At 68.4% G+C, this 20,717-nt stretch carries 20 protein-coding genes; 15 read left to right on the top strand and 5 right to left on the bottom strand.

The window, feature by feature from the left end:
- Positions 1-33 precede the first annotated feature (33 nt).
- Positions 34-354, top strand: coding sequence for a hypothetical protein (locus tag OO71_RS42625; protein WP_033295777.1), 321 nt, complete (start codon positions 34-36; stop codon positions 352-354).
- A gap of 112 nt (positions 355-466) precedes the next feature.
- Entirely contained in the window at positions 467-1,156 is a 690-nt protein-coding gene (locus tag OO71_RS42620) for a 4'-phosphopantetheinyl transferase family protein (RefSeq protein ID WP_033295776.1), read from the top strand.
- Position 1,157: 1 nt separating this feature from the next.
- Here the strand turns inward: OO71_RS42620 and OO71_RS42615 are convergent, their stop codons facing one another.
- Together OO71_RS42615 and mihF are read right to left on the bottom strand one after the other, a co-directional pair.
- Complete coding sequence (locus OO71_RS42615) at positions 1,158-2,318, bottom strand: isochorismate synthase (protein WP_033295775.1); 1,161 nt, start codon at positions 2,316-2,318, stop codon at positions 1,158-1,160.
- 93 nt (positions 2,319-2,411) lie between these two features.
- Positions 2,412-2,723 (bottom strand): integration host factor, actinobacterial type, encoded by a 312-nt coding sequence (gene mihF, locus OO71_RS42610; protein ID WP_051793059.1) that lies wholly within the window; start codon positions 2,721-2,723, stop codon positions 2,412-2,414.
- A gap of 463 nt (positions 2,724-3,186) precedes the next feature.
- Between mihF and OO71_RS42605 the strand changes: the two genes are divergently transcribed.
- The 6 genes from OO71_RS42605 to OO71_RS42580 all read left to right on the top strand — a co-directional run bounded on the left by OO71_RS42605 (position 3,187) and on the right by OO71_RS42580 (position 9,853).
- The gene (locus OO71_RS42605; RefSeq protein ID WP_033295774.1) at positions 3,187-4,815 is read left to right on the top strand and encodes a long-chain fatty acid--CoA ligase; all 1,629 of its coding nucleotides are present in this window, start codon (positions 3,187-3,189) and stop codon (positions 4,813-4,815) included.
- A gap of 100 nt (positions 4,816-4,915) precedes the next feature.
- Entirely contained in the window at positions 4,916-6,220 is a 1,305-nt protein-coding gene (locus OO71_RS42600; RefSeq protein WP_033295773.1) for an ABC transporter substrate-binding protein, read from the top strand.
- Positions 6,217-7,128 (top strand): carbohydrate ABC transporter permease, encoded by a 912-nt coding sequence (locus tag OO71_RS42595; RefSeq protein WP_033295772.1) that lies wholly within the window; start codon positions 6,217-6,219, stop codon positions 7,126-7,128. The genes OO71_RS42600 and OO71_RS42595 overlap by 4 nt, the downstream gene beginning before the upstream one ends.
- Positions 7,125-7,943, top strand: a complete 819-nt coding sequence (locus OO71_RS42590) for a carbohydrate ABC transporter permease (RefSeq protein ID WP_033295771.1) — start codon at positions 7,125-7,127, stop codon at positions 7,941-7,943. The genes OO71_RS42595 and OO71_RS42590 overlap by 4 nt, the downstream gene beginning before the upstream one ends.
- A gap of 94 nt (positions 7,944-8,037) precedes the next feature.
- Positions 8,038-8,364, top strand: coding sequence for a hypothetical protein (locus OO71_RS42585; RefSeq protein WP_033295770.1), 327 nt, complete (start codon positions 8,038-8,040; stop codon positions 8,362-8,364).
- A gap of 1,024 nt (positions 8,365-9,388) precedes the next feature.
- Complete coding sequence (locus OO71_RS42580) at positions 9,389-9,853, top strand: DUF4190 domain-containing protein (RefSeq protein ID WP_033295769.1); 465 nt, start codon at positions 9,389-9,391, stop codon at positions 9,851-9,853.
- A gap of 450 nt (positions 9,854-10,303) precedes the next feature.
- Here the strand turns inward: OO71_RS42580 and OO71_RS50705 are convergent, their stop codons facing one another.
- On the bottom strand, positions 10,304-10,456 hold the full coding sequence (locus OO71_RS50705) for a hypothetical protein (protein ID WP_156096835.1): 153 nt from the start codon (positions 10,454-10,456) through the stop codon (positions 10,304-10,306).
- Between the two features lie 329 nt (positions 10,457-10,785).
- Between OO71_RS50705 and OO71_RS42575 the strand changes: the two genes are divergently transcribed.
- From OO71_RS42575 to OO71_RS42555, 5 genes are all read left to right on the top strand, one after another.
- Entirely contained in the window at positions 10,786-12,516 is a 1,731-nt protein-coding gene (locus tag OO71_RS42575; protein WP_033295768.1) for a TIGR03767 family metallophosphoesterase, read from the top strand.
- Between the two features lie 52 nt (positions 12,517-12,568).
- A complete protein-coding gene (locus OO71_RS42570) occupies positions 12,569-12,970 on the top strand; it encodes a PaaI family thioesterase (protein ID WP_033295767.1) in 402 nt (133 codons plus the stop codon).
- 67 nt (positions 12,971-13,037) lie between these two features.
- Entirely contained in the window at positions 13,038-14,288 is a 1,251-nt protein-coding gene (locus OO71_RS42565) for a peptidase C39 family protein (protein WP_033295766.1), read from the top strand.
- Positions 14,289-14,329: 41 nt separating this feature from the next.
- On the top strand, positions 14,330-15,427 hold the full coding sequence (locus tag OO71_RS42560; RefSeq protein ID WP_033295765.1) for an S-(hydroxymethyl)mycothiol dehydrogenase: 1,098 nt from the start codon (positions 14,330-14,332) through the stop codon (positions 15,425-15,427).
- Positions 15,424-16,053 (top strand): gamma-glutamylcyclotransferase, encoded by a 630-nt coding sequence (locus OO71_RS42555; protein WP_425388749.1) that lies wholly within the window; start codon positions 15,424-15,426, stop codon positions 16,051-16,053. Before OO71_RS42560 ends, OO71_RS42555 begins: the two co-directional genes overlap by 4 nt.
- A gap of 17 nt (positions 16,054-16,070) precedes the next feature.
- On the opposite strand, the gene OO71_RS42550 is transcribed toward OO71_RS42555, so the two are convergent.
- On the bottom strand, positions 16,071-16,823 hold the full coding sequence (locus tag OO71_RS42550) for a class I SAM-dependent methyltransferase (RefSeq protein ID WP_051793067.1): 753 nt from the start codon (positions 16,821-16,823) through the stop codon (positions 16,071-16,073).
- A gap of 28 nt (positions 16,824-16,851) precedes the next feature.
- Positions 16,852-18,465 (bottom strand): FAD-binding oxidoreductase, encoded by a 1,614-nt coding sequence (locus tag OO71_RS42545; RefSeq protein ID WP_245633960.1) that lies wholly within the window; start codon positions 18,463-18,465, stop codon positions 16,852-16,854.
- A gap of 16 nt (positions 18,466-18,481) precedes the next feature.
- Here OO71_RS42545 and OO71_RS42540 point away from each other — a divergent pair, with 16 nt between their 5' ends.
- Entirely contained in the window at positions 18,482-19,126 is a 645-nt protein-coding gene (locus tag OO71_RS42540; protein ID WP_033295763.1) for a TetR/AcrR family transcriptional regulator, read from the top strand.
- Positions 19,123-20,649, top strand: coding sequence for a glycerol-3-phosphate dehydrogenase/oxidase (locus OO71_RS42535; protein WP_033295762.1), 1,527 nt, complete (start codon positions 19,123-19,125; stop codon positions 20,647-20,649). Before OO71_RS42540 ends, OO71_RS42535 begins: the two co-directional genes overlap by 4 nt.
- Positions 20,650-20,717: the final 68 nt, after the last annotated feature.

Genomic DNA, 20,717 nt, shown 5'->3' with positions numbered 1-20,717 from the left:
GCCCAGACGGCGAACGTGGGGGACGCTCGAAGGGTGACTGAGCAAACGATCCAACTCGAACTGGACGACTCGGGTCTCGCGCCTGGCCTGCCTGCCCCCTCGAACCCCCGCGACCAGGTCCAGGACGTCCCGTATCGGCCGGTCGAGTTCCGCGACGACGATCTGCCTGCCGCACTGGAGCGCTGTGCCGTGTGGCTGCGTCAGGCTCAGGAGTGGCTCGGTGAACCGCTCGACGTCCTCGCGATCCATCTCGACTACGACGAACGTAAAGGTTCGCCTTATTACGACGTGAAGGTGCTGTGCAACGAGGAGGACCTGGCCGGGGTCCCCATCGCACTGCGCAACACCCAGTAGCCCCGCTTCCGAGTCCGTGAAGGGAACCATCAGGGAATCAGATTCCGTGATGGTTCCCTTCACTGCTTTCCGGGGGAGACAAACGACGCCGGATGCAGGCAAGATCGGAAGGGTGACCGAGATCGTGGTGCGCTGGTCCGAACCGCTCCTCGCGGACGAGCGCCATCTGAAGCTGCTGGACGAGCCGGAACGGGGCCGCTACGACGCGTACCGGCTGGAGATCGACCGGCGCCGTTTCCTCACCGGGCGCGTGCTCGCGAAGACGCTCGTGGCGGAGCGGCTCGGCGGCACGGCGGAATCCGTCCGCTTCGATGCCACCTGTGCGGACTGCGGCAAACCGCACGGCCGCCCGCGGGTGCCGGGCGCGAACCTGGTGCTGTCGATCTCGCATTCGGGCAATCTGATCGGGGTCGCAGCCACCGACGGGGTGCCGGTGGGCCTTGATGTCGAGACGGCGAACCGCAAAGCCGACGCATCATTGGTCGACTATGCGTTGAGCCCGCCCGAGCGCGAGGCCGTCGCGGGCTTGTCGGACGACGAGCGCGCGGCAGCGTTTTTCGTGTACTGGACGCGTAAAGAAGCGGTGATGAAGGCTACCGGCAAGGGGTTGAAGATCCCGCTGCAGAGCATCACGTTCTCGCGCTTCGACGCCCCCGCCGAACTGGTCGCCTCCACCGACGCCGCGCTCGACCCGGCCCGCACGCGGCTGGCCGATCTCAAAGCCACCGAAGGGCACCGCGCCGCGGTCGCCGCGCTCACCGCCGAACCGCTCGTGGTCACCGAGGAGCACTGGCTGCCCTGATTCAGGACGCGCTGTCGTCGAGGCCCATCGCGCCGAGCAGGGTCCGGAACTTCGCGATCGTCTCCTGGTACTCCGCGTCCGGGTCCGACGCGGGCACGATGCCGCCGCCGGCAAAGAGCCGCATCGACTTGCCGGCCACCTCGGCACAGCGGATCGCGACCGCCCATTCGCCGTCGCCGAACGCGTCGACCCAGCCGACCGCACCGGCGTAGTACCCGCGGTCGAACGGCTCCAGCTCCTGCACGAGGTCGCGCGCGGCGGCCGTCGGGGTACCGCAGATGGCCGGCGTCGGATGCAACGCGGCAGCCAGGTCGAGCGCGGTCACCGAACGGTCCACGAGCTCGCCGGTGATGGACGTGCGCAGGTGCCAGATCGCGGGCGTGGACACGAGCTCCGGCCCGGGCGGTACGTCGAGCTTCCGGCAGAACGGCCGCAGCGCCTCGACGACGTACTCGATCACCAGCGCGTGCTCTTCCTGATCCTTCGCGGATGCGAGGAGGGCTTCGCCGTTCGCCCGGTCGGTTTCGGGGTCGGCAGAACGCGGCATGGACCCGGCGTGCGGAGTCGTGTACACAGAGTCGCCCGCGCGGGAAAGCAGCAGCTCAGGGGTGGCGCCGACCAGCGTGGCGCCGCCGGGCAGTTCGGCGGCGTAGGTGAAGTGGCGTGGGTTGCCCCGGGCGAGGTTGCGCACGATCCGCTCGACCGGGATCGGGGCGTCGAACTCGAGCTCCAGCGCACGGGCCAGCACGGCTTTGCGCAGGTCACGCTCGGCGAGCGCGGCGACGGTCGCCCGTACGTTCTCGCGATGGCCGTCGGCGGACGGGAGCCGCCGGGTCGCCACGGGGGCGGGCAGGTCGGCGCCGGGCGGCGCGGCCGGGGTGTCGGTCTCGGTGCGCTGCACGGTGCGGGGCAGGACGAGATGCCCCGGTGAAGTGGCACCGGGGCCGGTGTCGAAGGGCAGCACGCCGACGGCGAGCGGCACCCCCGAACGGTCCAGCTCAGTGGCCACCGACCTGGCCAAACGGCGCGGGTCGGCGTCGCTGACGGTGCCGAGCGTCCCCTGCGCGAGCAGGGCCCGCCGGGCCGTCGCGAACAGGAAGTCGCCCCGCTGGTATCGGACGGTGGTCTCGGCCGGGTTCGCCGGCGCGGTACTGGTCGTCACTCCACCAGCGTCCCAGCACCCGGGAGCCCCGCGGGGAAAGTGTTGCCGGAAGAACACCTTCGGCGACACTTCCCCGCGGTGGCCGGGGTCCGGTTACTTGAGCGCGTCGATCAGCGCTTCGCGCTGCCGTTCGCCGAGGCCGGCGGCCCGGCGGTCGGGGTCGATCCCGGCCTGCTCGAGCAGGGCGGCGACCTTGACCGCACCGAGGCCGGGGACGGCCTTCAGGAGCTGCGTGACCTTCGTTTTACCGATGGTCTTGTTCTCCTTGGCCTTCTTGAGCACCGACTCGATGTTCTCCTTGCCGGACTTGATCGAAGCAAGCAGCTCCGAACGCGCCTTACGAGCCTCTGCCGCCTTGGCGAGGGCCTCGGCGCGCTGCTCCGGAGTCAACGTGGGCAGAGCCAACGTAATGTCCTTTCCTCTCAGGTCTCCGCTTTCGCGGCCGACGGCCTTCACCCAGTGCTTGCAGCTGCAAGCGCTGGCCAGCCGTCACTTACCACGGCCCCAGTAAACGCCACGTGCCCGCAGTCCGCGCAACCGACACGCACTTATCACCCGCTGACGGGCTTTCCGCGAAGGAGTGAAGGGACCCCTCACTACCTGTGGAAACGGCCGCGAAGGGAGGTTTTCGACCCCCATTAACTCACCCGAACGGGACTCCATTTCCCGACAGTTAACAAACCGCATTTTCTTGTCCCGCAACATAAATGCCGGGAGAAGTCGATCATGACCGGGCCGGGCCGCCACCCGTTGGCGGGACAGCCGCGACCAAGCTGTAGCCGAACTCGATCGTGCTCGGGACGGCCGATCCGGATTAGAGTCGGCGGCACCCCAGTTCACCGGCGAACCAGCACCACGGGAGTCACCCATGTTGAGCACGATGCAGGACGGACAGCTTTCGCTGGCGAAGCTGCTGCGCCACGGCACGAAGGTGCACGCGAAGAGCGAAGTGGCCACCTGGACCGGTTCAGAAGCCCGCCGGGAGAGCTACGCGGAGCTCGGCAAGCACGCCGCCCGGCTTGCCGGTGCCCTGCGCAGCCTCGGAGTCACCGGCGACCAGCGGGTCGGCACGTTCATGTGGAACAACGCCGAGCACCTGGCCGCTTACCTGGCGGTACCGGCCATGGGCGCGGTGCTGCACACGCTGAACATCCGGCTGTTCCCGGAGCAGCTCGTGTTCGTCGCGAACCACGCCGAGGACCACGTCATCCTCGTCGACGGCACGCTGGTGCCGCTGCTCGCGAAGAACCTGCCGGGGATGAAGACGGTCAAGCACGTGGTCGTGGCCAACGGCGACGCGGCCGCGCTGGAGGCACCCGCGGGCATCACCGTGCACTCCTACGCCGAGCTGCTGGCCGGGCAGCCCGACGAGTTCGACTGGCCGGAGGTCGACGAGCGCTCGGCCGCTGCAATGTGTTACACGTCCGGTACCACGGGTGACCCCAAGGGGGTCGTCTACTCGCACCGGTCGATCTGGCTGCATTCGATGCAGGTCTGCATGAGCGACAGCATGCGGCTCGCGCAGGAGGACACGGCGCTGGCGATCGTGCCGATGTTCCACGCGATGTCGTGGGGCCTGCCGTACGCGTCGATGATGGTCGGCGCGTCGATGCTGATGCCGGACCGGTTCCTCCAGCCGGCCCCCATCGCGGCGATGCTGGCCGCGGAGAAGCCGACGTTCGCCGCGGCCGTGCCCACCATCTGGCAGGGGCTCCTCGCGCACCTCGACGCGAACCCGCAGGACATCAGCCACGTCCGGGAGGTGGTGGTCGGCGGGTCGGCCGCACCGCCGTCGCTGATGCACGCCTTCGAGGAGCGCTACGACGTGCCGATCCTGCACGCGTGGGGCATGACCGAGACGTCTCCGCTGGGCAGCGTCGCCCGGCCGCCGGCGAGCGCCACCGGCGAGGAACGCTGGGCGTACCGCTACACCCAGGGCCGGTTCCCGGCGTCGGTGTCGGCCCGGCTGATCGGCGACGACGGGCAGGAGCTGCCCTGGGACAACGAGGCGGTCGGCGAGCTGGAGGTGTCCGGGCCGTGGATCGCGGGCGCCTACCACGGCGGGTCCGAGATCGACCCGGAGAAGTTCCACGACGGCTGGCTGCGCACCGGCGACGTCGGCAAGATCAGCCCGGACGGGTTCCTCACCCTCACCGACCGCGCCAAGGACGTGATCAAGTCCGGCGGCGAGTGGATTTCGTCGGTGGACCTGGAGAACGCGGTGATGGGGCATCCGGCGGTCGCCGAGGCGGCGGTGGTCGGCATCCCGGACGAGAAGTGGGACGAACGCCCGCTGGTCGCCGTCGTGGTCAGGGAAGGACAGAGCGCGACGGCCGAGGAACTGCGCGACTACCTGGCCGACAAGGTCGCGAAGTGGCAGCTGCCGGAGAACTGGACGTTCGTGGAGGAGGTGCCCAAGACCAGCGTCGGCAAGTTCGACAAGAAGCGGCTGCGCGCGTCCTACTCCGAGGGAAAGCTCGACATCTCACACCTCTGACCCGGTAAAACTCCGGCGAGTTGCGCGTACGGGAAGGGCTTCGTGAGGGACGCTGAAGCCCGCAAGGAGCCTTTCCCGGCACGTCGGAGGAGAAACGGGGATGCAGCAGCGGAGCAGGAGGTCGTTCCTGTCGTTGGCAGGGGCGGCTGCGGTGGGCGCGGTCGCGGCCGCGTGCGGGTCGGACACCGGTCGTCCGGGAATCCCGCCACCGTCCACGGCGATGTCGGCGGGGCTCACGCCCACGTCGCAGGCGCCTCGGGTCACGCTGCAGCAGTGGTACCACGCGTACGGCGAGGACGGCGTGCAGGAGGCCGTCAAGAACTACGCGGCGTCGTACCCGGGTGCGAAGGTCGAGGTCGTGTGGAACCCGGGTGACTACGACTCGAAGATCGTCACGGCGCTGCAGAACAGCGCGGTGCCGGACGTCTTCGAGGCGCAGGTGAAGATCGACTGGGTGCGGCAGAACCAGGTCGTGCCGCTCGACGACCTCGTCGCGCCGGTGAAGAACGACTTCAGCCCGGCGGTGCTTGCCGCGCAGACCGTGGAGGGCAAGGTCTACGGCATCCCGCAGGCCACCGACACGCAGGTGCTCTTCTACCGCAAGAGCATGCTGCAGGCGGTAGGAGTGCAGCCGCCGCAGACGGTCGACGAGCTGATCGACGCGGCGGGCAAGCTGACCAAGGACGGCGTGAAGGGGCTGTTCGCAGGCAACGACGGTGGCGTCGGCACGCTCACCGGGCCACTGCTGTGGTCGGCCGGGCTGGACTACCTGAAGAACGGCAACCGGGCGGTCGGGTTCGACGATCCGCGTGCGGCCGCGGCGTTCGGGAAGCTGCGTACGTTGAACGCCAACGGTTCGCTGTTGCTCGGTGCGCCGGCGGACTGGTCGGATCCAAGCGCGCTCATCGACGGGCTGTGCGCAATGCAGTGGACCGGGCTGTGGAACATCCTGAAGATCCGCGACGCGCTCAACGACGATTTCGCCGTGCTGCCGTTCCCGAAGCTGGACGGCAGCGGCGCGCCGTCGGTGCCGGTGGGCGCGTACGGAGCGATGGTCAACGCCAAGAGCGCGCACGTCAACGAGGCCAAGGCATTCGTGAAGTGGCTCTGGATCGACCAGACCGACGACCAGCTGGAGTTCGCCACCCGCTACGGCTTTCACGTACCCGCCCGGCAGAGCCTCATCGACAAGGCCGACACGCTGAAGTCCGGCCCGGCGGCCGACGTGGCCCGGTTCGTGAAGGAGAACAGCCACCTCGTCGGCGGTCCAATGTGGACACAGGCGGCGAACACCGCGCTTTCGGACGCGGTGGCGAAAATCGCCAAGGAAGGCGCGGATCCGGTGGCGGAAACGAAGGCCGCGGTCACCGTCGCGCAGTCCGAGCTGAAACGCCTGTTCGGGTGACGCTTTCCCGGAAAGCTCGGGATACGCTGGCGTTCTGGGGGTTTGTGGGTCCGTTCCTGGCTGGTCTGGCTGTATTCGCGTACGTGCCGATCGGGTGGAGCCTGTACCTGTCGTTCTTCGACGCACGCAACACGGTCACCCCCAGCGTCTTCGTGGGCCTGGACAATTACGCGCACATGCTCACCGACGGCCCGTTCGTGTCGAGTCTCGGTACATTCAGCGTGTTCGCAGCGTTCATCGTGCCGCTCACTTTTGTGCTGTCGCTGGCTTTGGCGGTGGGCGTGAACCAGCTGCGGTTCGCGCGGGCGTTCTTCCGGTCAGTGTTCTTCCTGCCGTTCGCGTGTTCGTACGTGGTGGCGTCGCTGATCTGGAAGACGTCACTGTTCTCCGGAGTCCGATATGGACTCGCGAACACCGTGCTCGGCATCTTCGGCGTGGACCCGGTGGCGTGGACCGGCACCGTGCACCCGCCGTTGTACTGGGTGGTGCTGGTGACTGCCCGGCTGTGGCTGCAGCTCGGCTTCTACCTGATCCTGTTCATCGCCGCACTGCAACGAATTCCCGCGCAGCTGTACGAGGCGGCGTGGCTGGACGGCGCCAAGCCGGGGTGGCAGGTGTTCCGGCACATCACGCTGCCCCAGCTGCGGGCGACGTCGATTGCCGTGCTGCTGCTGAATCTCATCAACGCGTACCAGGCATTCGACGAGTTCTACAACATCATGGGCGATTCCCGCGGTTATCCACCGTTCGCGCGACCGCCGCTGGTGTACCTCTACTACACGTCACTCGGCTCGGGCGGGCAGGATCTCGGACGCGGCAGCGCGGGCGCGATGATCCTGGCGTTACTGATCGCGATAGTGACTCTGTTGCAGGGCAAGCTCTTCCGCTTCGATCGGAGCGCGTCATGATCCGCGCGGCGGTGCGCTGGACGGCGCTGACGCTGTCCGCCATCCTGTTCCTGGTGCCGTTCTATCTGTTGCTGCGCAACGGTCTTGCGTCCCGCGCGGAGATCACGTCGCCGGGTTGGACATGGTGGCCGAAACAGGTACACTGGGAGAACCTCGCCAAGCTCTTCCAGCAACCTGACGTACCTTTTGCGCGCAGCATTCTCAATTCTGTCATTGTCGCGGTTCTGCAGACCGTCGGCCTGCTGGTGCTCTGCTCACTGGCGGGCTACGGCCTGGCACGGGTGCCGTCCCGCTATGCGAAGCCGGTCTTCTATGCAGTGCTGGCCACGCTGATGATCCCGACGTCGGTCACGTTCGTGCCGAGCTTCGTGGTGGTGTCCTCGCTGGGCTGGCTGTCGGACTTCCGCGGGCTGGTGATCCCGGGCTTGTTCAGCGCGTTCAGTGTTTTCCTGTTCCGGCAGTACTTCCTGGACTTCCCGCGGGAACTGGAGGACGCAGGTCGCGTCGACGGGCTCACCCGCTGGGGCGTGTTCCGGCGGATCGTGGTGCCCAATTCGCGGGGCTTCTTCGCGGCCATCGCGGTGATCACCGTGATCGGCAGCTGGAATGCTTTCCTGTGGCCGCTGATCATCGCGCAGTCGCCGGATTCGTGGACGGTGCAGGTCGCGCTGTCGGGTTTGCTGACCGCGCAGAACCCGCAGCTGAACCTGCTGTTCCTGGCCGCCGCGCTGTCGATCCTGCCGATCGTTTTTCTTTTTGCTTTCCTGCAACGCTATCTCGTGCGAGGCGTGATGGAGGCGGGGTTGAAGGGGTAGAGTGGATCTTGTCAGGGAGTGGAAGGAGGTGATCACGGTGCACCAGCTCTAGGTACGGCCCGTCCGGGGCCGTCACGGAGCCGAAAGGTGACCGATGAGCAGGACCGACAAGACCCGCCCGTGGTGGGTGCGAATGGCCGACGAGCCGATGCGGACGTGCCGCCCAGCCCACGACCACCGCGACGGGCACTGCACGCTGCCGCCGGACATCACGCGAGCCACGGAGTCGATGGGCCACGTCTCGACGATGGGCTGCCACTGGCGCGCAACCGACTTCTACCTCCACGCCCAATCCGGAGGCAGCGACGGCTGCCGCGACTGCACCGGCTACTACGAACGCCGCGCCGACCGCCGCCGCACCCGCCACGAAAGCCGCCGGGAACTGCGCGAGTATCGAGGAAGGCCCCCAGCAGCGGACTGAGGTGGACGACGCCTCCACTTAGTGGAGACACACCTGCCTCCGGGAAACCGGCCCTACCCGCTGGGACCCACTCCCCGGGAGACACCGCCGGTCCCTGAGGTGCGGCTGAAGGGTGTACCAATTCCGCCTGAGCTAAGCCACCAGGCACCAGCTCAGCGCCGGACGCAACCGGGCGTCACGACTCAGCGGGCAATGCGTCAGCAACCGAAGCAACCGGACGTCACGACCCAGCGCGCGACGCCTCAGCAACCAAAGCAACCGGACGCCACAACACCGCGGGCAATGCGTCAGCAACCGAGGTAACCGGGCTTCACAACTCAGCGGGCGACGCCAGTGAGGTAACCCAGCCGAACCGGCCGGTCTTCCGACGGACGACCGGCCGGTTTGGTGCTTCGTCCAGCCTGCCGACCGGTCAACTGCAGCCGCCCGTTGTCGCATGCAGTTCCCGAGCCACCCACCTGTTGCCCAACCGGCCCCGACCAACTCAGGCCGCTTCGCCCAGCCGGTTCCCGCGCGGTTCGCGACTCCACCCGACCCAGCCAACGACAGCCCCCGGCTGCCCGGATCACCCAGCGGGCCCCCGCTGCTCCACCTGTCCAGTTGGTGACCAGTCTTCCCGTCCGGCCTGCCGAACGAGGGGCCCCAAACCGCCGAGCCACTCCCCTTCCGGCGCATCGCCGCCGACCCAGCGCGCGACCCGAACCCCTACCGAACCACCCGGATCCGCCACTGATCCAGCCCATCGGGTTGCCCCACCCCGAGCCATCGGGTCCGCAGCCAGAGCCCGGCCGACCCCTCCGTACCTTCGGCGGGGCGAGGCCCACCCCTGCCCGCATCGTGTTCGTCATTTCAGGGGCGCCATCACCGCAACCCCGGCCACCACCGTGTGGAACCCGCAAGAATCACCCCTCAATTTCGCGGTTCTCCATGCTCGCCGGGCCGCGGCGGGCGAGAATCAGATCTCGTAACGTTCCACCTCGATCCGGCGAATACCCAGCGTCACCGAAGCCGCAGGAGTGCACCTATGACGGACCCCTACCAGCAGCAGCCGTATCCCGGCCAGGAGCCGACTCCGGGGCAGCCGTACCCGGGGCCTCCGTCCGGGCCGGTGCCGTCGCCTTACGGTGGGGTGCCGCAGCCGTACGGGGCTCCGCAGCCATACGGCGCGCCGCAGTACGGGGCTCCCTATGGCGGTTATCCCGCCCCGGCCAAGACCAGCGGGCTTGCGGTGGCCGGGATGGTCGTCGGGATCGTCGCGTTGATCTCGTTCTGGGTGCCGTTCTTCGACGTGATCGCGGCGATCACCGCGATCGGCCTCTCCTGGGGCGGCATGGTCCAAGCGGGCAAACCCGGCTGGACCGGACAGGGAATGGCCATCGCGGGCCTGGTGTGCGGCATCATCGCGGCCATCCCGGCGGTGATCTTCCTGGTGCTGTTCATCGGGTCCCTCGCCGCGGCGGGAACGGCCACCTGCGCGTTCTACTGCTGAACCCATGAGGCTCGACCGGCCGCCCATCCGTGGCCGGTCGGGCCGACGCACTCCGCCCGGCGCAGGCGTCATCTGCGGGATTCCAGCCGCATCAGGGCGTCAGCGACTTGCTGGCAGTGACGACAATCCGCCTGCCACATTGCGGCAGAAGCCAGCACTGCCCTGACGTCAACCACAAGCCCGCATTCGCGGCTCTTCCGGCTGCCGCATAGCGACGACCCGCGCAGGCTGGACATCAGCACACATACGCCCACCCCACAGGCGACAAACCGACACGAGCACCGGCAACAACCGCGGCCGAGACGCGAACAACAAGCCAGCCCCGCCGACCGGACCCAGCGCGGGCATCAGCAGCGGGCCAACACGAGCGACCGGCACAGAGCACCGGCAACAACCGCGGCCGAGACGCGAACAACAAGCCAGCCCCGCCGACCGGACCCAGCGCGGGCATCAGCAGCGGGCCAACACGAGCGACCGGCGCAGCACGAGCGCCAGCGGCAGGTCCGCACGAGCGACGGCGCAGCACGAGCGCCAGCCGCAGGTCAGCACCACCCACCGGCGCAGCACGGACGCCAGCGCTGAAAACCGGGGCAGCGCAGGCATCAGCGACAGGCCAACAGTCCCGACCGGTGCGATAGAGACACCCGCAGGGAGGCCCACGGGCGATTCAGCCCAGGCCCAGCCAGCCAACCCCCGAGGCATTGCCCCACCTTCGGCGGTAGTCCAGGGCTGCTCGTTGTGACAGAGTCTCGCCCGTTGTCACGGTTAATGTGAGAGAGCTTCGCGTTTTGCTCCGGTTTCGTTCACCGGCCGTGCATCGGGGTCCGGCAGTGTGCCAGAGCAACAGCAAAGACAGAGACAAAGGCAGCGGCAACAACAAAGGCAGAAGCAACAGGCAACGGCCGGGCAACGCGAGGACCGGGGAGGAACCCATGGCGGACCTGACCAGGCGGGCATTCACCACAGCAGCAGGGGCCGCAAGTGCGAGCCTGCTGCTCTGCACCCCCACCGCCAACGCGTTCGACCGGGCCCTTCGGCGGACGGCCACCCGAGCCGTCCGCACTGCTGGCACCACACTCGAGCAGGTCGCCGTCGGAGCGCAAAACGGCCAAAAAGGATACTCCTGTCTCACCGCAGGGCCAGGGTGGCCGCTCATCGTCCGCGAGGACCTTCTCGAAGGCAAGGCCGGACGCGACGATCGCCGGACCGGGCTGGGGGCGTTTGTGCAGTTCACCGACCTCCATTTCACCGACACCGAGTCCCCTGCGCGGTTCGAGTACCTGCATCCCTTCATCGGGTCGGCGCATCGGCCGCAGGAGGTTCTCGGGGCGGTCGCGACCACCGCGCTCGTCCAGCGGGTCAACCGGGTCGGCACAGGGCCGTTCACCGGGCGAACGTTCGACTTCGTCGTGACCACCGGCGACAACACCGACAACCACGAGCTGATCGAGCTCGACTGGTTCCTCACCACCCTCAACGGCGGGCCGATCACGCCGAATTCCGGTGACCCCAAGCGGTACGAGGGCGTCCAGGCATCCGGCAACCCGGCCTTCTGGAACCCGGGCACCCGCCTCGCCGACGACTACACCAAGAAGGGCTTTCCGCAGGTCCCCGGGCTACTCGACGCCAGCATCAAACCCTTCACCGCACCTGGGCTCGACCTGCCGTGGTACTGCACGTTCGGCAATCACGACGACAGCGTCGTCGGCACGTTGCCCGAGGGCATTCCGGGCATCGAAGGCTGGTACACCGGCAAATACAAGATCATCGGCAAGGACGAGAGCACCGCGAGGAAGCTCGGGACGGCCATCCGGCAAGGGCAGAACGTCCCGATCGGCGAGCTGTTCGGCGGGAGCGGCACGGTTCGCGAGGTCACGCCAGACGCGCGGCGGCGGCCGTTCAGCACCGCGGAGTTCGTCAGGGCTCACCTCGCCGCGGAGCACACCGGACCTGGCCCCGTCGGGCACGGTTTCACCGGTGCCAACGCCGACGGTCTCGACGTCTACTACCCCTTCCGCATCGCGCCCGGCGTCACCGGGATCAGCCTCGACACCACCACGCAGGGCGGGCTCGCCGACGGGTCGATCGGGCTCCGTCAGCTCAGCTGGCTCGAGGCAACGCTCAAGCGCGGCAGTTCGACGTACTACGACTTCTTCGGCCGCAAGGTCACCCACTCCGTCACCGACGAGCTCTTCCTCCTCTTCAGCCACCACACCAGCGACACCATGGGCAACCTCCTCCCCGACGCCCGCCATCTCCTCGACCCACGGCTGGGCGGCGACACGTTCGTCGCGCTGCTGAAGCGGTTCCCGAACGTGCTGGCGTGGGTCAACGGGCACACGCACCTCAACAAGATCACCGCGCACGTCGGCAGCACCCCGGCGCAAAGCTTCTGGGAAATCAACACCGCGAGCCACATCGACTTCCCGCAGCACGCGCGCATCATCGAGCTCGCCGACAACCACGACGGCACGCTTTCCCTCTTCACCACGCTGATCGAGGCCGACGCCCCCTACGCCGTCGACTATTCCGCGAGCACGCCCGAAGCGCTCGCCTCGCTGTATCGCGAGTTCTCCTACAACGACCTCCACGCGGACCTCGGCCGCGTCGGCGCCCCCGGCGACCACAACACCGAGCTGCTGCTCCCCAACCCACTCGGTTGATTACCCGCGGGGTAATCGACGCCATGCACCCGCGTGCGGTTGACTGCCGGACATGACCGACGTCGAAGGTACCCAGCTGTTCCACAAGACGATGCCGTTCAGCGAACGGCTCGGCATCGAGGTACTGGAGCACGGCGCGGACCTGGTCCGCAGCCGGCTCGCGTGGGACGCGTCGCTGTGCACCGCCGGGGACACGTTGCACGGCGGCGTGCTGATGGCGCTCGCCGATTCGACCGGTGCCATGTGCGCGTTCCTCAACCTGCCCGAAGGTGCGCAAGGCACGACCACGCTGGAGTCCAAGACGAACTTCCTGCGCGGCGTCCGTTCGGGGTACGCCACTGCGTCGTCCAGACCATTGCACGCCGGGCGCCGGGTCATCGTCGTCGAGACGGAAATCCGTGACGACGCAGGGAAACTGGCCGCGAAAGTCACCCAGACGCAGGCAGTGCTCTGACGCCAGCTCTTTACTTACCCGCTCGACAAGGTGAAAATCTCTGGCTAAGACTGGGGACGGAGCCGGAATGCGGGTTCGCGGATTGTGCACGTTACTGACCATTGCCATGCTCACCACCGGTGCGACGCAGGCCATCGCGGCACCGCGGCACACTGGAGCCATCGACTACCACGAATGGTCCGCCGGCTCGCTGTCCGCCGGACGCCTCGACGGCCTCGCCGTCGGTCACAAAGGCCTGCGGATCACGCATCCGGCAGGCAGTGTCGAGCACGCCGAACCGGGGCTCGGCACCACGCGTACCTATGAATACGGCACCTGGACGTCGCCGCTGTACCGGCCGGGTTTCGACGCCACTCAACTGATCGCGTCGTGGAATGCGCGCACCCCGGCCAAAACGTGGCTGGAGGTGCAAGCGCGCGGCCGCACGTCCACCGGCACCCAAACCCCCTGGTACACCATGGGCCGCTGGGCCAGCGGGGACGCCGACATCCAGCGCACCAGCGTCGACGGGCAGAGCGACGGAAACGCCTACGTCGACGTTGACACGCTCGTGATGCAGGACGGCGTCACGCTCCGCTCGTATCAGCTGCGCGTGACGCTGTACCGCGAAGCAGGGTCGCCAAGCACGCCGACGCTGTCCGCGCTCGGCGCGATGACCTCGAACATCCCCGACCGGTTCGACGTCCCGCCCACGAAACCCGGCCAGGCCAGCGGGATCGAGCTCAGCGTGCCGCCGTTCGCCCAGAACCTCCACAAAGGACAGTTCCCGGAGTACGGCGGTGGTGGCGAGGCGTGGTGCAGCCCGGTCGCGACGGAGATGGTCGCCGAGTACTGGGGCCGTGCACCCACCGAGCGGCAGATGGACTGGATCCCGCCGGACTACCAGGACCGATCGGTGGTCTACGCCGCCCGTGGCACCTACGACCACGCCTACGACGGCACCGGCAACTGGCCCTTCAACACCGCGTACGCCGCGACACTCGGCCTGCGCGGGCACATCACCCGGTTGCCCGACCTCACCGCCCTCGAGGGTTACCTGGCGCGCGGAATCCCGGTGATCACCTCGCAGTCGTTCCTGTCCAGCGAGCTCGACGGCGCCGGGTACGGCACGTCCGGTCACCTCATGGTGGTGATCGGTTTCACCCGAGCGGGCGACGTGATCACGAACGATCCTGCCGCGAACTCCAACGACCGGGTACGCACCGTGTACCCGCGTGCCCAGTTCGAAAAGATCTGGCTGCGCACGAAGCGGTACACCGAAAGCGGCAACGTGGCGAGTGGTCCCGGCGGAATCGTTTACGTCATCACGCCTTCGTGAGTATTGTCGCATGATCCGTCAGGTGCCGAAGGGATGTGCGCATGCCGTACGAGGTCCAGGGAGTCGTGTCGCGGGCAAAGGGACAGCCGGTCACGCTCGAAACGGTGGTGGTGCCGGATCCCGGGCCGGGTGAGGCGGTCGTCTCGGTGCAGGCGTGCGGGGTCTGCCACACCGACCTGCACTACCGCGAGGGCGGCATCAACGACGAGTTCCCGTTCCTGCTCGGGCACGAGGCAGCGGGTCGCGTGGACAAGGTCGGCGCGGGCGTCACTGACCTGGCGCCGGGCGACTACGTGATCCTCAACTGGCGTGCGGTCTGCGGCACCTGCCGGGCGTGCAAGCGCGGGAAACCGTGGTACTGCTTCTCCACCTTCAACGCCGAGCAGCCGATGACTCTCACTGACGGCACGAAGCTCTCGCCCGCGTTGGGCGTCGGCGCGTTCCTGGACAAGACTTTGGTCCACAGTGGACAGTGCACGAAGGTCGACGAGGCCGCCGAGCCTGCGGTCGCTGGGCTGCTGGGCTGCGGGGTGATGGCCGGGCTGGGCGCGGCGATCAACACCGGCGCAGTCAGCCGCGGCGATTCGGTGGCGGTGATCGGCTGCGGCGGCGTGGGTGACGCCGCCATCGCGGGCGCGCATCTGGCAGGCGCGACCACCATCGTCGCCATCGACACCGACGACCGGAAACTGGGGTGGGCCAAGGATTTCGGCGCCACGCACACGGTGAACAGCCGCAACCTGACCGAGGCCGACGTGGTAGCCGCCATGCAGGACGCGACGCACTCCTTCGGCCCGGATGTGGTGATCGACGCCGTCGGCCGCCCCGAAACGTGGCGACAGGCGTTCTACGGCCGAGACCTCGCCGGAACCGTGGTGCTGGTCGGCGTGCCGACACCGGACATGAAGCTCAACGACCTGCCCCTGATCGATTTCTTCTCCCGCGGCGGCTCGCTGAAGTCGTCCTGGTACGGAGATTGCCTGCCGTCGCGCGATTTCCCGATGCTGGTCGACCTGTACCTGCAGGGCAGGCTGCCGCTGGACAAGTTCGTCACCGAGCGGATCGGCGTGGACGGCGTGGAGCAGGCCTTCGAACGCATGCACCACGGCGACGTCCTGCGTAGCGTGGTGGAGTTCTGACCCTCTTCCTCGACGCGGACTACCCGGCCGACCCGTACCCCGGCGCACGGCCGGACTGTTCGTACGTCCACCTCGACGGCGCCGGTCACCCCCTGGACGCGGCGCCGTCGGGGTGGCGTTCGCGCACACCGGTGCTGGCATACGGGTCGAACGCTTGCCCGTCGAAGATCACCTGGTTGCGGACGAATCTGGGGCTGACCGGACCCGTTGTCGCCGCGAAAGTGCGGTGCACTGGCCTGGCTGCGGTATGGGCAGCCGGGCTGCGCGCTCGCGACGGGCAGCGTCCGGCCACACTGACCGCACTGCCGGGTGCGGTCGAAGAGCACTTCGTGTGGTTTGCGACGCCGGAGCAGCTGGCCGTACTGGACGTCTGCGAGGGCCGCGGGAACCGGTACGACCTCGCGGTGCTGGACGGTGCGGACATCCGGCTCGACGGCAGTCCGCTCACCGGCGTGCACGCGTACGTCGGCGCGTCGCCGATCCGCTACCCGCTGCTGGTCGGCAACGCTCCCGTCCGCGTCGCCGACCTCCCCCAAGCCGAAGCTGCGTCGTTGATCGGCAACCCAGCCTCCGGACACGGCCTGCCGACCTGCACCGTGCTCCCCCCGATGCGCCGAAGTCCGTGAAGGGAACCTTCACGGAATCAGATTCCCTCATGGTTCCCTTCACGGACTTCAGCGGGCCAGCCGCAGGTCCGTGAAGGGACCGCCCGGATCGCCAGGAAGCCGATCGGTTCGCGGTCCAGGCGGGCGTGGCGCTCCGGGTCCACCTCCGCAGCCGCCGCCGGGGGACGGCCCTCTCGAAGCTGTTCGATCAGGAACCCAGCCTCGCGCAGCTCGTCACACGTCCGCTCCAGCGGCGTAAGCCAATACCGCACCCGCCAGCCGCGGCTCCAGACCTCCTCGATCACGCGGTCTTCGAAGTAATTCCCGCCATGGCGCAGCCAGTCGCCGAAGGGATGCTGCCGGGACAGCACCAGCGCACCATCCGGACGTAACACGCGGCGCAGTTCACGCAGCGCGGCCACCCGGTCATCCACATACTCCAGCGCCAGCGCGAACAACACCCGGTCGACGGACGCGTCGGGCAGCCATGAAATCGGCTCGGCCAGGTTTTGCACGCGGAATTCCCCCGCAGGCACCCGCTCCCGGCTCAACTCCACCATCCGCGGACTGAGATCGAACCCGGTCACCTGCGCGCCGCGAGCCGTCAGTTCTTCGGCATACAGGCCCGGCCCGCACGCCGCGTCGAGAACGTGCAGACCGGCAACATCGCCCAGCAGTTCCAGGCAAGCAGGCCGGTCGTAATGCGCGTTGTAGAAACCATCTTGCGCATGGTCGAGAAAATCGTCGGCGAACACTTCGTACTGCGGAAAGGAACCCACTGCATCGGTCACGGACGACATTCTGCCCGCGCGGACGCGTTCAGCCGAGCAGTTTTCCGGGGTTCAGGATTCCGGTCGGATCGACCGCGGACTTGGCCGCCCGCAACACGTCGACACCGATCCGCCCGATTTCCGCTTCCAGATACGGCGCATGATCCACCCCGACCGCATGATGGTGCGTGATCGTGCCAATGCCCGTGATCGCCTCGCACGCAGCCGCTTTCGCACGCTGCCACTGTCCGATCGGGTCACGGTCGTCGCGCGAAGTGAGCACCGTGAAATACAGCGACGCACCGGTTTCGTAAGCATGCGAAACGTGGCACATCACAATCGCCTGGCCGAGTGACGAGACCAGCGCCGCCCGCACCGCGTCGTGCAACTCGTCCAAATTGGACCAGTACGCCGCCGTCTCGAGAGTTTCTACGCACACTCCGAGGTCCAGCAACACATCCCGCTGCCGTGGACCGGAGAACCGCCCGTGCCGCCACGATTCGCCGAGCGCCTTCCCGATCCGCCGAGCCCCCGCGCGACGCAGCAACGCCGACGTCCGCCGCCGCCGGCCAACCACGTCCCCTTCCCAGCCGACGATCAACAGACACGGACTACGCATCCCGCGTGCGCGCAAATATCCGCGCAGCAGCGAGGTTTTCCACCCGGCATTGAGCGCAAACGACACCGCCGTCTCGTCCACATCGGACAGCCGGGTGACATCTGCAAGCGCATGTTCCTGCGCCAGCTTCCGCACCGCGGCGGCCCCGCCGTCCCAGCCGTCTACGACCCAGCCTTCGTAATGCCGATGGTCCGGCAGCGGCCGTACCCGCAGCGCGACCTCGGTGATCACCCCGAGCGCGCCCTCACTCCCCACCGCCAACTGCCGCAAATCCGGCCCAGCCGCCGACGCAGGCGCGACCCCGAGCCGCCACTCCCCCTTGGGCGTCGCCAACCGGACCCCCGTGACCATGTCCTCGAACCGCCCATACCCGGCCGAAGCCTGCCCAGCCGACCGAGTCGCCGCGAACCCGCCGATCGTGGCCCGTTCGAACGACTGCGGTACGTGGCCGAGCGTGTACCCGTGCGCCGCCAGCAGCCGTTCTGCCTCCGGCCCTCGCACGCCTGCCTGCAGCACCGCAATCCGCGAAACGTCGTCCACCGACACCAGGTCGTCGAGCCGCTCCAGGTCGAGCACGACCACCGCGGACTTGTCCCCGCGCAGCGCCGCGACCCCGCCGACCACCGACGTTCCGCCGCCGAACGGGACCACGCCGATGTCGTGCCGCACGCAGATGTCGAGCACCGCCTGCACCTCGTCCGGGTCACCTGGCAGCAGCACGGCGTCGGGGACCGGCACGGTCTCGTCACCGGTGCGCGTGCGCAGCAGGTCCAGATAGGACAGACCACCGGTGCGGCCGAGCCGTTCCTGGGGGTCGAACAGGACGTGATCCGGCCCGAGAGCGTCCTCGAATTCGGTACGGACGGGCACACTCACCGCGGACTCGGTCACCGAACGGGGCGAAACCGGCTTTGTGTCTCGATCCGGGCCGATCCGGCCGATACGCTGGTCAAGCCACCGAACCGCCCGCTCGGGCAGCGCGGCGGCACCCGCCCCGCGCTCGGTCCACGAGCGGCGGATGCGGTGGTTGATGAGATCGCTCACCGGTACAGTGTGACATATGGACGTCAAACGTCACTCCCGACCGGGAGAGGCCCCCTCGGCGCTCGCGGACGCGCGCAGCCGCCCGACCTCGGCACGCGTCGGCGACGACGTGCTCCTCGACGCCGCGCGCAAGTGCGTGCTCGCAGTCGGGGTCCGGCGCACCACGCTCGCGGAGATCGCCCGCACCGCGCAGGTCAGCCGCATGACCGTGTACCGCCGGTTCCCCGACGTGCGCAGCGTGCTCGCCGCGCTGATGACCCGCGAGTTCAGCGGCCTGCTGCAGCGGGTGAGCGAGTCCGGCAGCGACGCTGCGCACACCCGCGATCGCATTGTGCACATCGCCGCGGCCGGCGTCAGCGCGTTGTCCGCGGACCCGCTGTTCCGCACGCTGCTGGACGTCGACCCGGAGCTGGTGCTGCCCTACATCGTCGAGCGGCTCGGGGCCACGCAGCAGTTCGCCGAGCAGGTACTCCGGCAGCTGATCGAGGAGGGGCACCGGGACGGTTCGGTGCGCCGCGCCGAGGTGGTCACGCAGGCCCGGTCGGTGTTGCTGGTGGTCCAGTCGTTCGCGTTCTCCCTGCGTCCCGCGACCGCCGACGTCGACGAAGCCGCCCTGCTCGCCGAGTTCCGGTACCTGGTCGACGCGGCTTTGCGGCCATGAGCACCGGCTCGCTCAACGCGCGCCGCCGCGAACGCGAGCTGGCGCGGCTGGCCGACGGGGAACGGGTCGACGTGCTGGTGGTCGGCGGCGGTGTCACCGGCGCCGGGATCGCGTTGGACGCGGCGGCGCGCGGGCTGTCCGTGGCACTGGTGGAAGCACACGACCTCGCATTCGGTACCTCGCGCTGGTCGAGCAAGCTGGTGCACGGCGGATTGCGGTACCTGGCCAAGGGCGACCTCGCACTCGCGCACGAAAGTGCGGTGGAGCGCGGGATCCTGATGACCCGCACCGCGCCGCACCTCACGCGCGCGATGCCGCAGCTTTTCCCGCTCTATCCGGACACTTCCGCGGCGCAGCAAGCGGTTATCACCACCGGTCTGCGAGCGGGTGACGCATTGCGTCGAGTGGCGCGCACGCCGTCGTCGGTATTGCCTTCGCCACGCCGGATTCCCGCCGCGGAAGCGCTGGCGTTGTCCCCCGGTCTCACCCCGGCGGGGTTGCGCGGCGCGCTGCTGGCCTACGACGGCGCGTTGGTCGACGACGCCCGGCTGGTGATCACGCTCGCGCGTACGGCCGCGTTGCTCGGCGCCCGGATCATCACCGGGGTGCGCGCGATTTCCTTGTCCGGCACCGAAGTCCGCACCTCCGAAGGCTACGCCTTGCACGCCCGGCAGGTCATCAATGCAACCGGCGTATGGGCCGGCACACTCACCGATTCGGTACGGCTGCGCCCATCCCGCGGGTCACACTTGGTGCTCGCGCCGGACACCGTGCGCGTCGGCGCCACCTCGGTGAACATCCCGGTACCCGGCGAGAGCAACCGGTTCGTCTTCCTTCTCCCCCAACCGGACGGCAGAGTCTACTTGGGACTCACCGACGAGCCGATCACCGGCGAGGTACCGGACGTACCGACGGTCCCGGAGTCCGATGTGGACTTCCTGCTGTCGGTGGCGTCGTCGGTGCTGAGCCGCCCACTGTCCGAAAAGGACGTGATCGGCTCGTACGCCGGATTACGCCCGCTCGTCGCCGGATCAGCCGGACGCAGCGCGGACCTCTCCCGCAAACACGCAGTGGTCACCAGCGCGGACGGCGTCCTGACCGTGGTCGGCGGCAAGCTCACCACGTACCGCCGAATGGCCGAGGACGCGGTCGACGCAGCGCTCACCCACGCCGGACTGCACGCAGGCCCGTCGCGCACCGCGAAGCTGCCCCTGCTCGGCGCCGCACCGCGATCGCGACTGTCCCTTGTGGACGCTCCAGCCCGACTGGTCGCCAAGTACGGCACGGAAGCACCCCGTGTGGCCGCGCTGGGCGCAGTGGAACCGGAGTTCGCCGAGCCACTGTCGGATTCGACGGAGATCACTGCGGCCGAGGTGGTGTGGGCCGTCCGCCACGAGGGCGCCCAGACGGTGGACGACGTCCTCGAACGCCGCACCCGCCTGTCACTGGTCCCGGCCGAGGCGGAAGCAGCCCGGGAACGAGTGGCCGACCTGGTCGAAAAGACACTGGCCGGGCTCTCCTGACCCGCTGCCAAACATCGCCCCAATGTGGCATTGGGTGCGTCAGATGCACCGAACGCCACATTGGTTGC

This window comes from Amycolatopsis jejuensis, from assembly GCF_000717335.1.
In the GTDB taxonomy this organism is placed as follows: Bacteria; Actinomycetota; Actinomycetes; order Mycobacteriales; family Pseudonocardiaceae; genus Amycolatopsis; species Amycolatopsis jejuensis.
This window is presented reverse-complemented; position numbering and strand designations above follow the sequence as displayed.

What these genes read in the sequence shown, in the direction of transcription:
- OO71_RS42540 (WP_033295763.1), top strand. Translation starts at nt 18,482, where the DNA reads ATGGACGTCAAACGTCACTCCCGACCGGGAGAGGCCCCCTCGGCGCTC.
- OO71_RS42590 (WP_033295771.1), top strand. Translation starts at nt 7,125, where the DNA reads ATGATCCGCGCGGCGGTGCGCTGGACGGCGCTGACGCTGTCCGCCATC.
- OO71_RS42570 (WP_033295767.1), top strand. Translation starts at nt 12,569, where the DNA reads ATGACCGACGTCGAAGGTACCCAGCTGTTCCACAAGACGATGCCGTTC.
- OO71_RS42580 (WP_033295769.1), top strand. Translation starts at nt 9,389, where the DNA reads ATGACGGACCCCTACCAGCAGCAGCCGTATCCCGGCCAGGAGCCGACT.
- OO71_RS42585 (WP_033295770.1), top strand. Translation starts at nt 8,038, where the DNA reads ATGAGCAGGACCGACAAGACCCGCCCGTGGTGGGTGCGAATGGCCGAC.
- OO71_RS42605 (WP_033295774.1), top strand. Translation starts at nt 3,187, where the DNA reads ATGTTGAGCACGATGCAGGACGGACAGCTTTCGCTGGCGAAGCTGCTG.
- OO71_RS42600 (WP_033295773.1), top strand. Translation starts at nt 4,916, where the DNA reads ATGCAGCAGCGGAGCAGGAGGTCGTTCCTGTCGTTGGCAGGGGCGGCT.
- OO71_RS42565 (WP_033295766.1), top strand. Translation starts at nt 13,038, where the DNA reads ATGCGGGTTCGCGGATTGTGCACGTTACTGACCATTGCCATGCTCACC.
- OO71_RS42535 (WP_033295762.1), top strand. Translation starts at nt 19,123, where the DNA reads ATGAGCACCGGCTCGCTCAACGCGCGCCGCCGCGAACGCGAGCTGGCG.
- OO71_RS50705 (WP_156096835.1), bottom strand. Translation starts at nt 10,456, where the DNA reads ATGCCTGCGCTGCCCCGGTTTTCAGCGCTGGCGTCCGTGCTGCGCCGG.
- OO71_RS42560 (WP_033295765.1), top strand. Translation starts at nt 14,330, where the DNA reads ATGCCGTACGAGGTCCAGGGAGTCGTGTCGCGGGCAAAGGGACAGCCG.
- OO71_RS42575 (WP_033295768.1), top strand. Translation starts at nt 10,786, where the DNA reads ATGGCGGACCTGACCAGGCGGGCATTCACCACAGCAGCAGGGGCCGCA.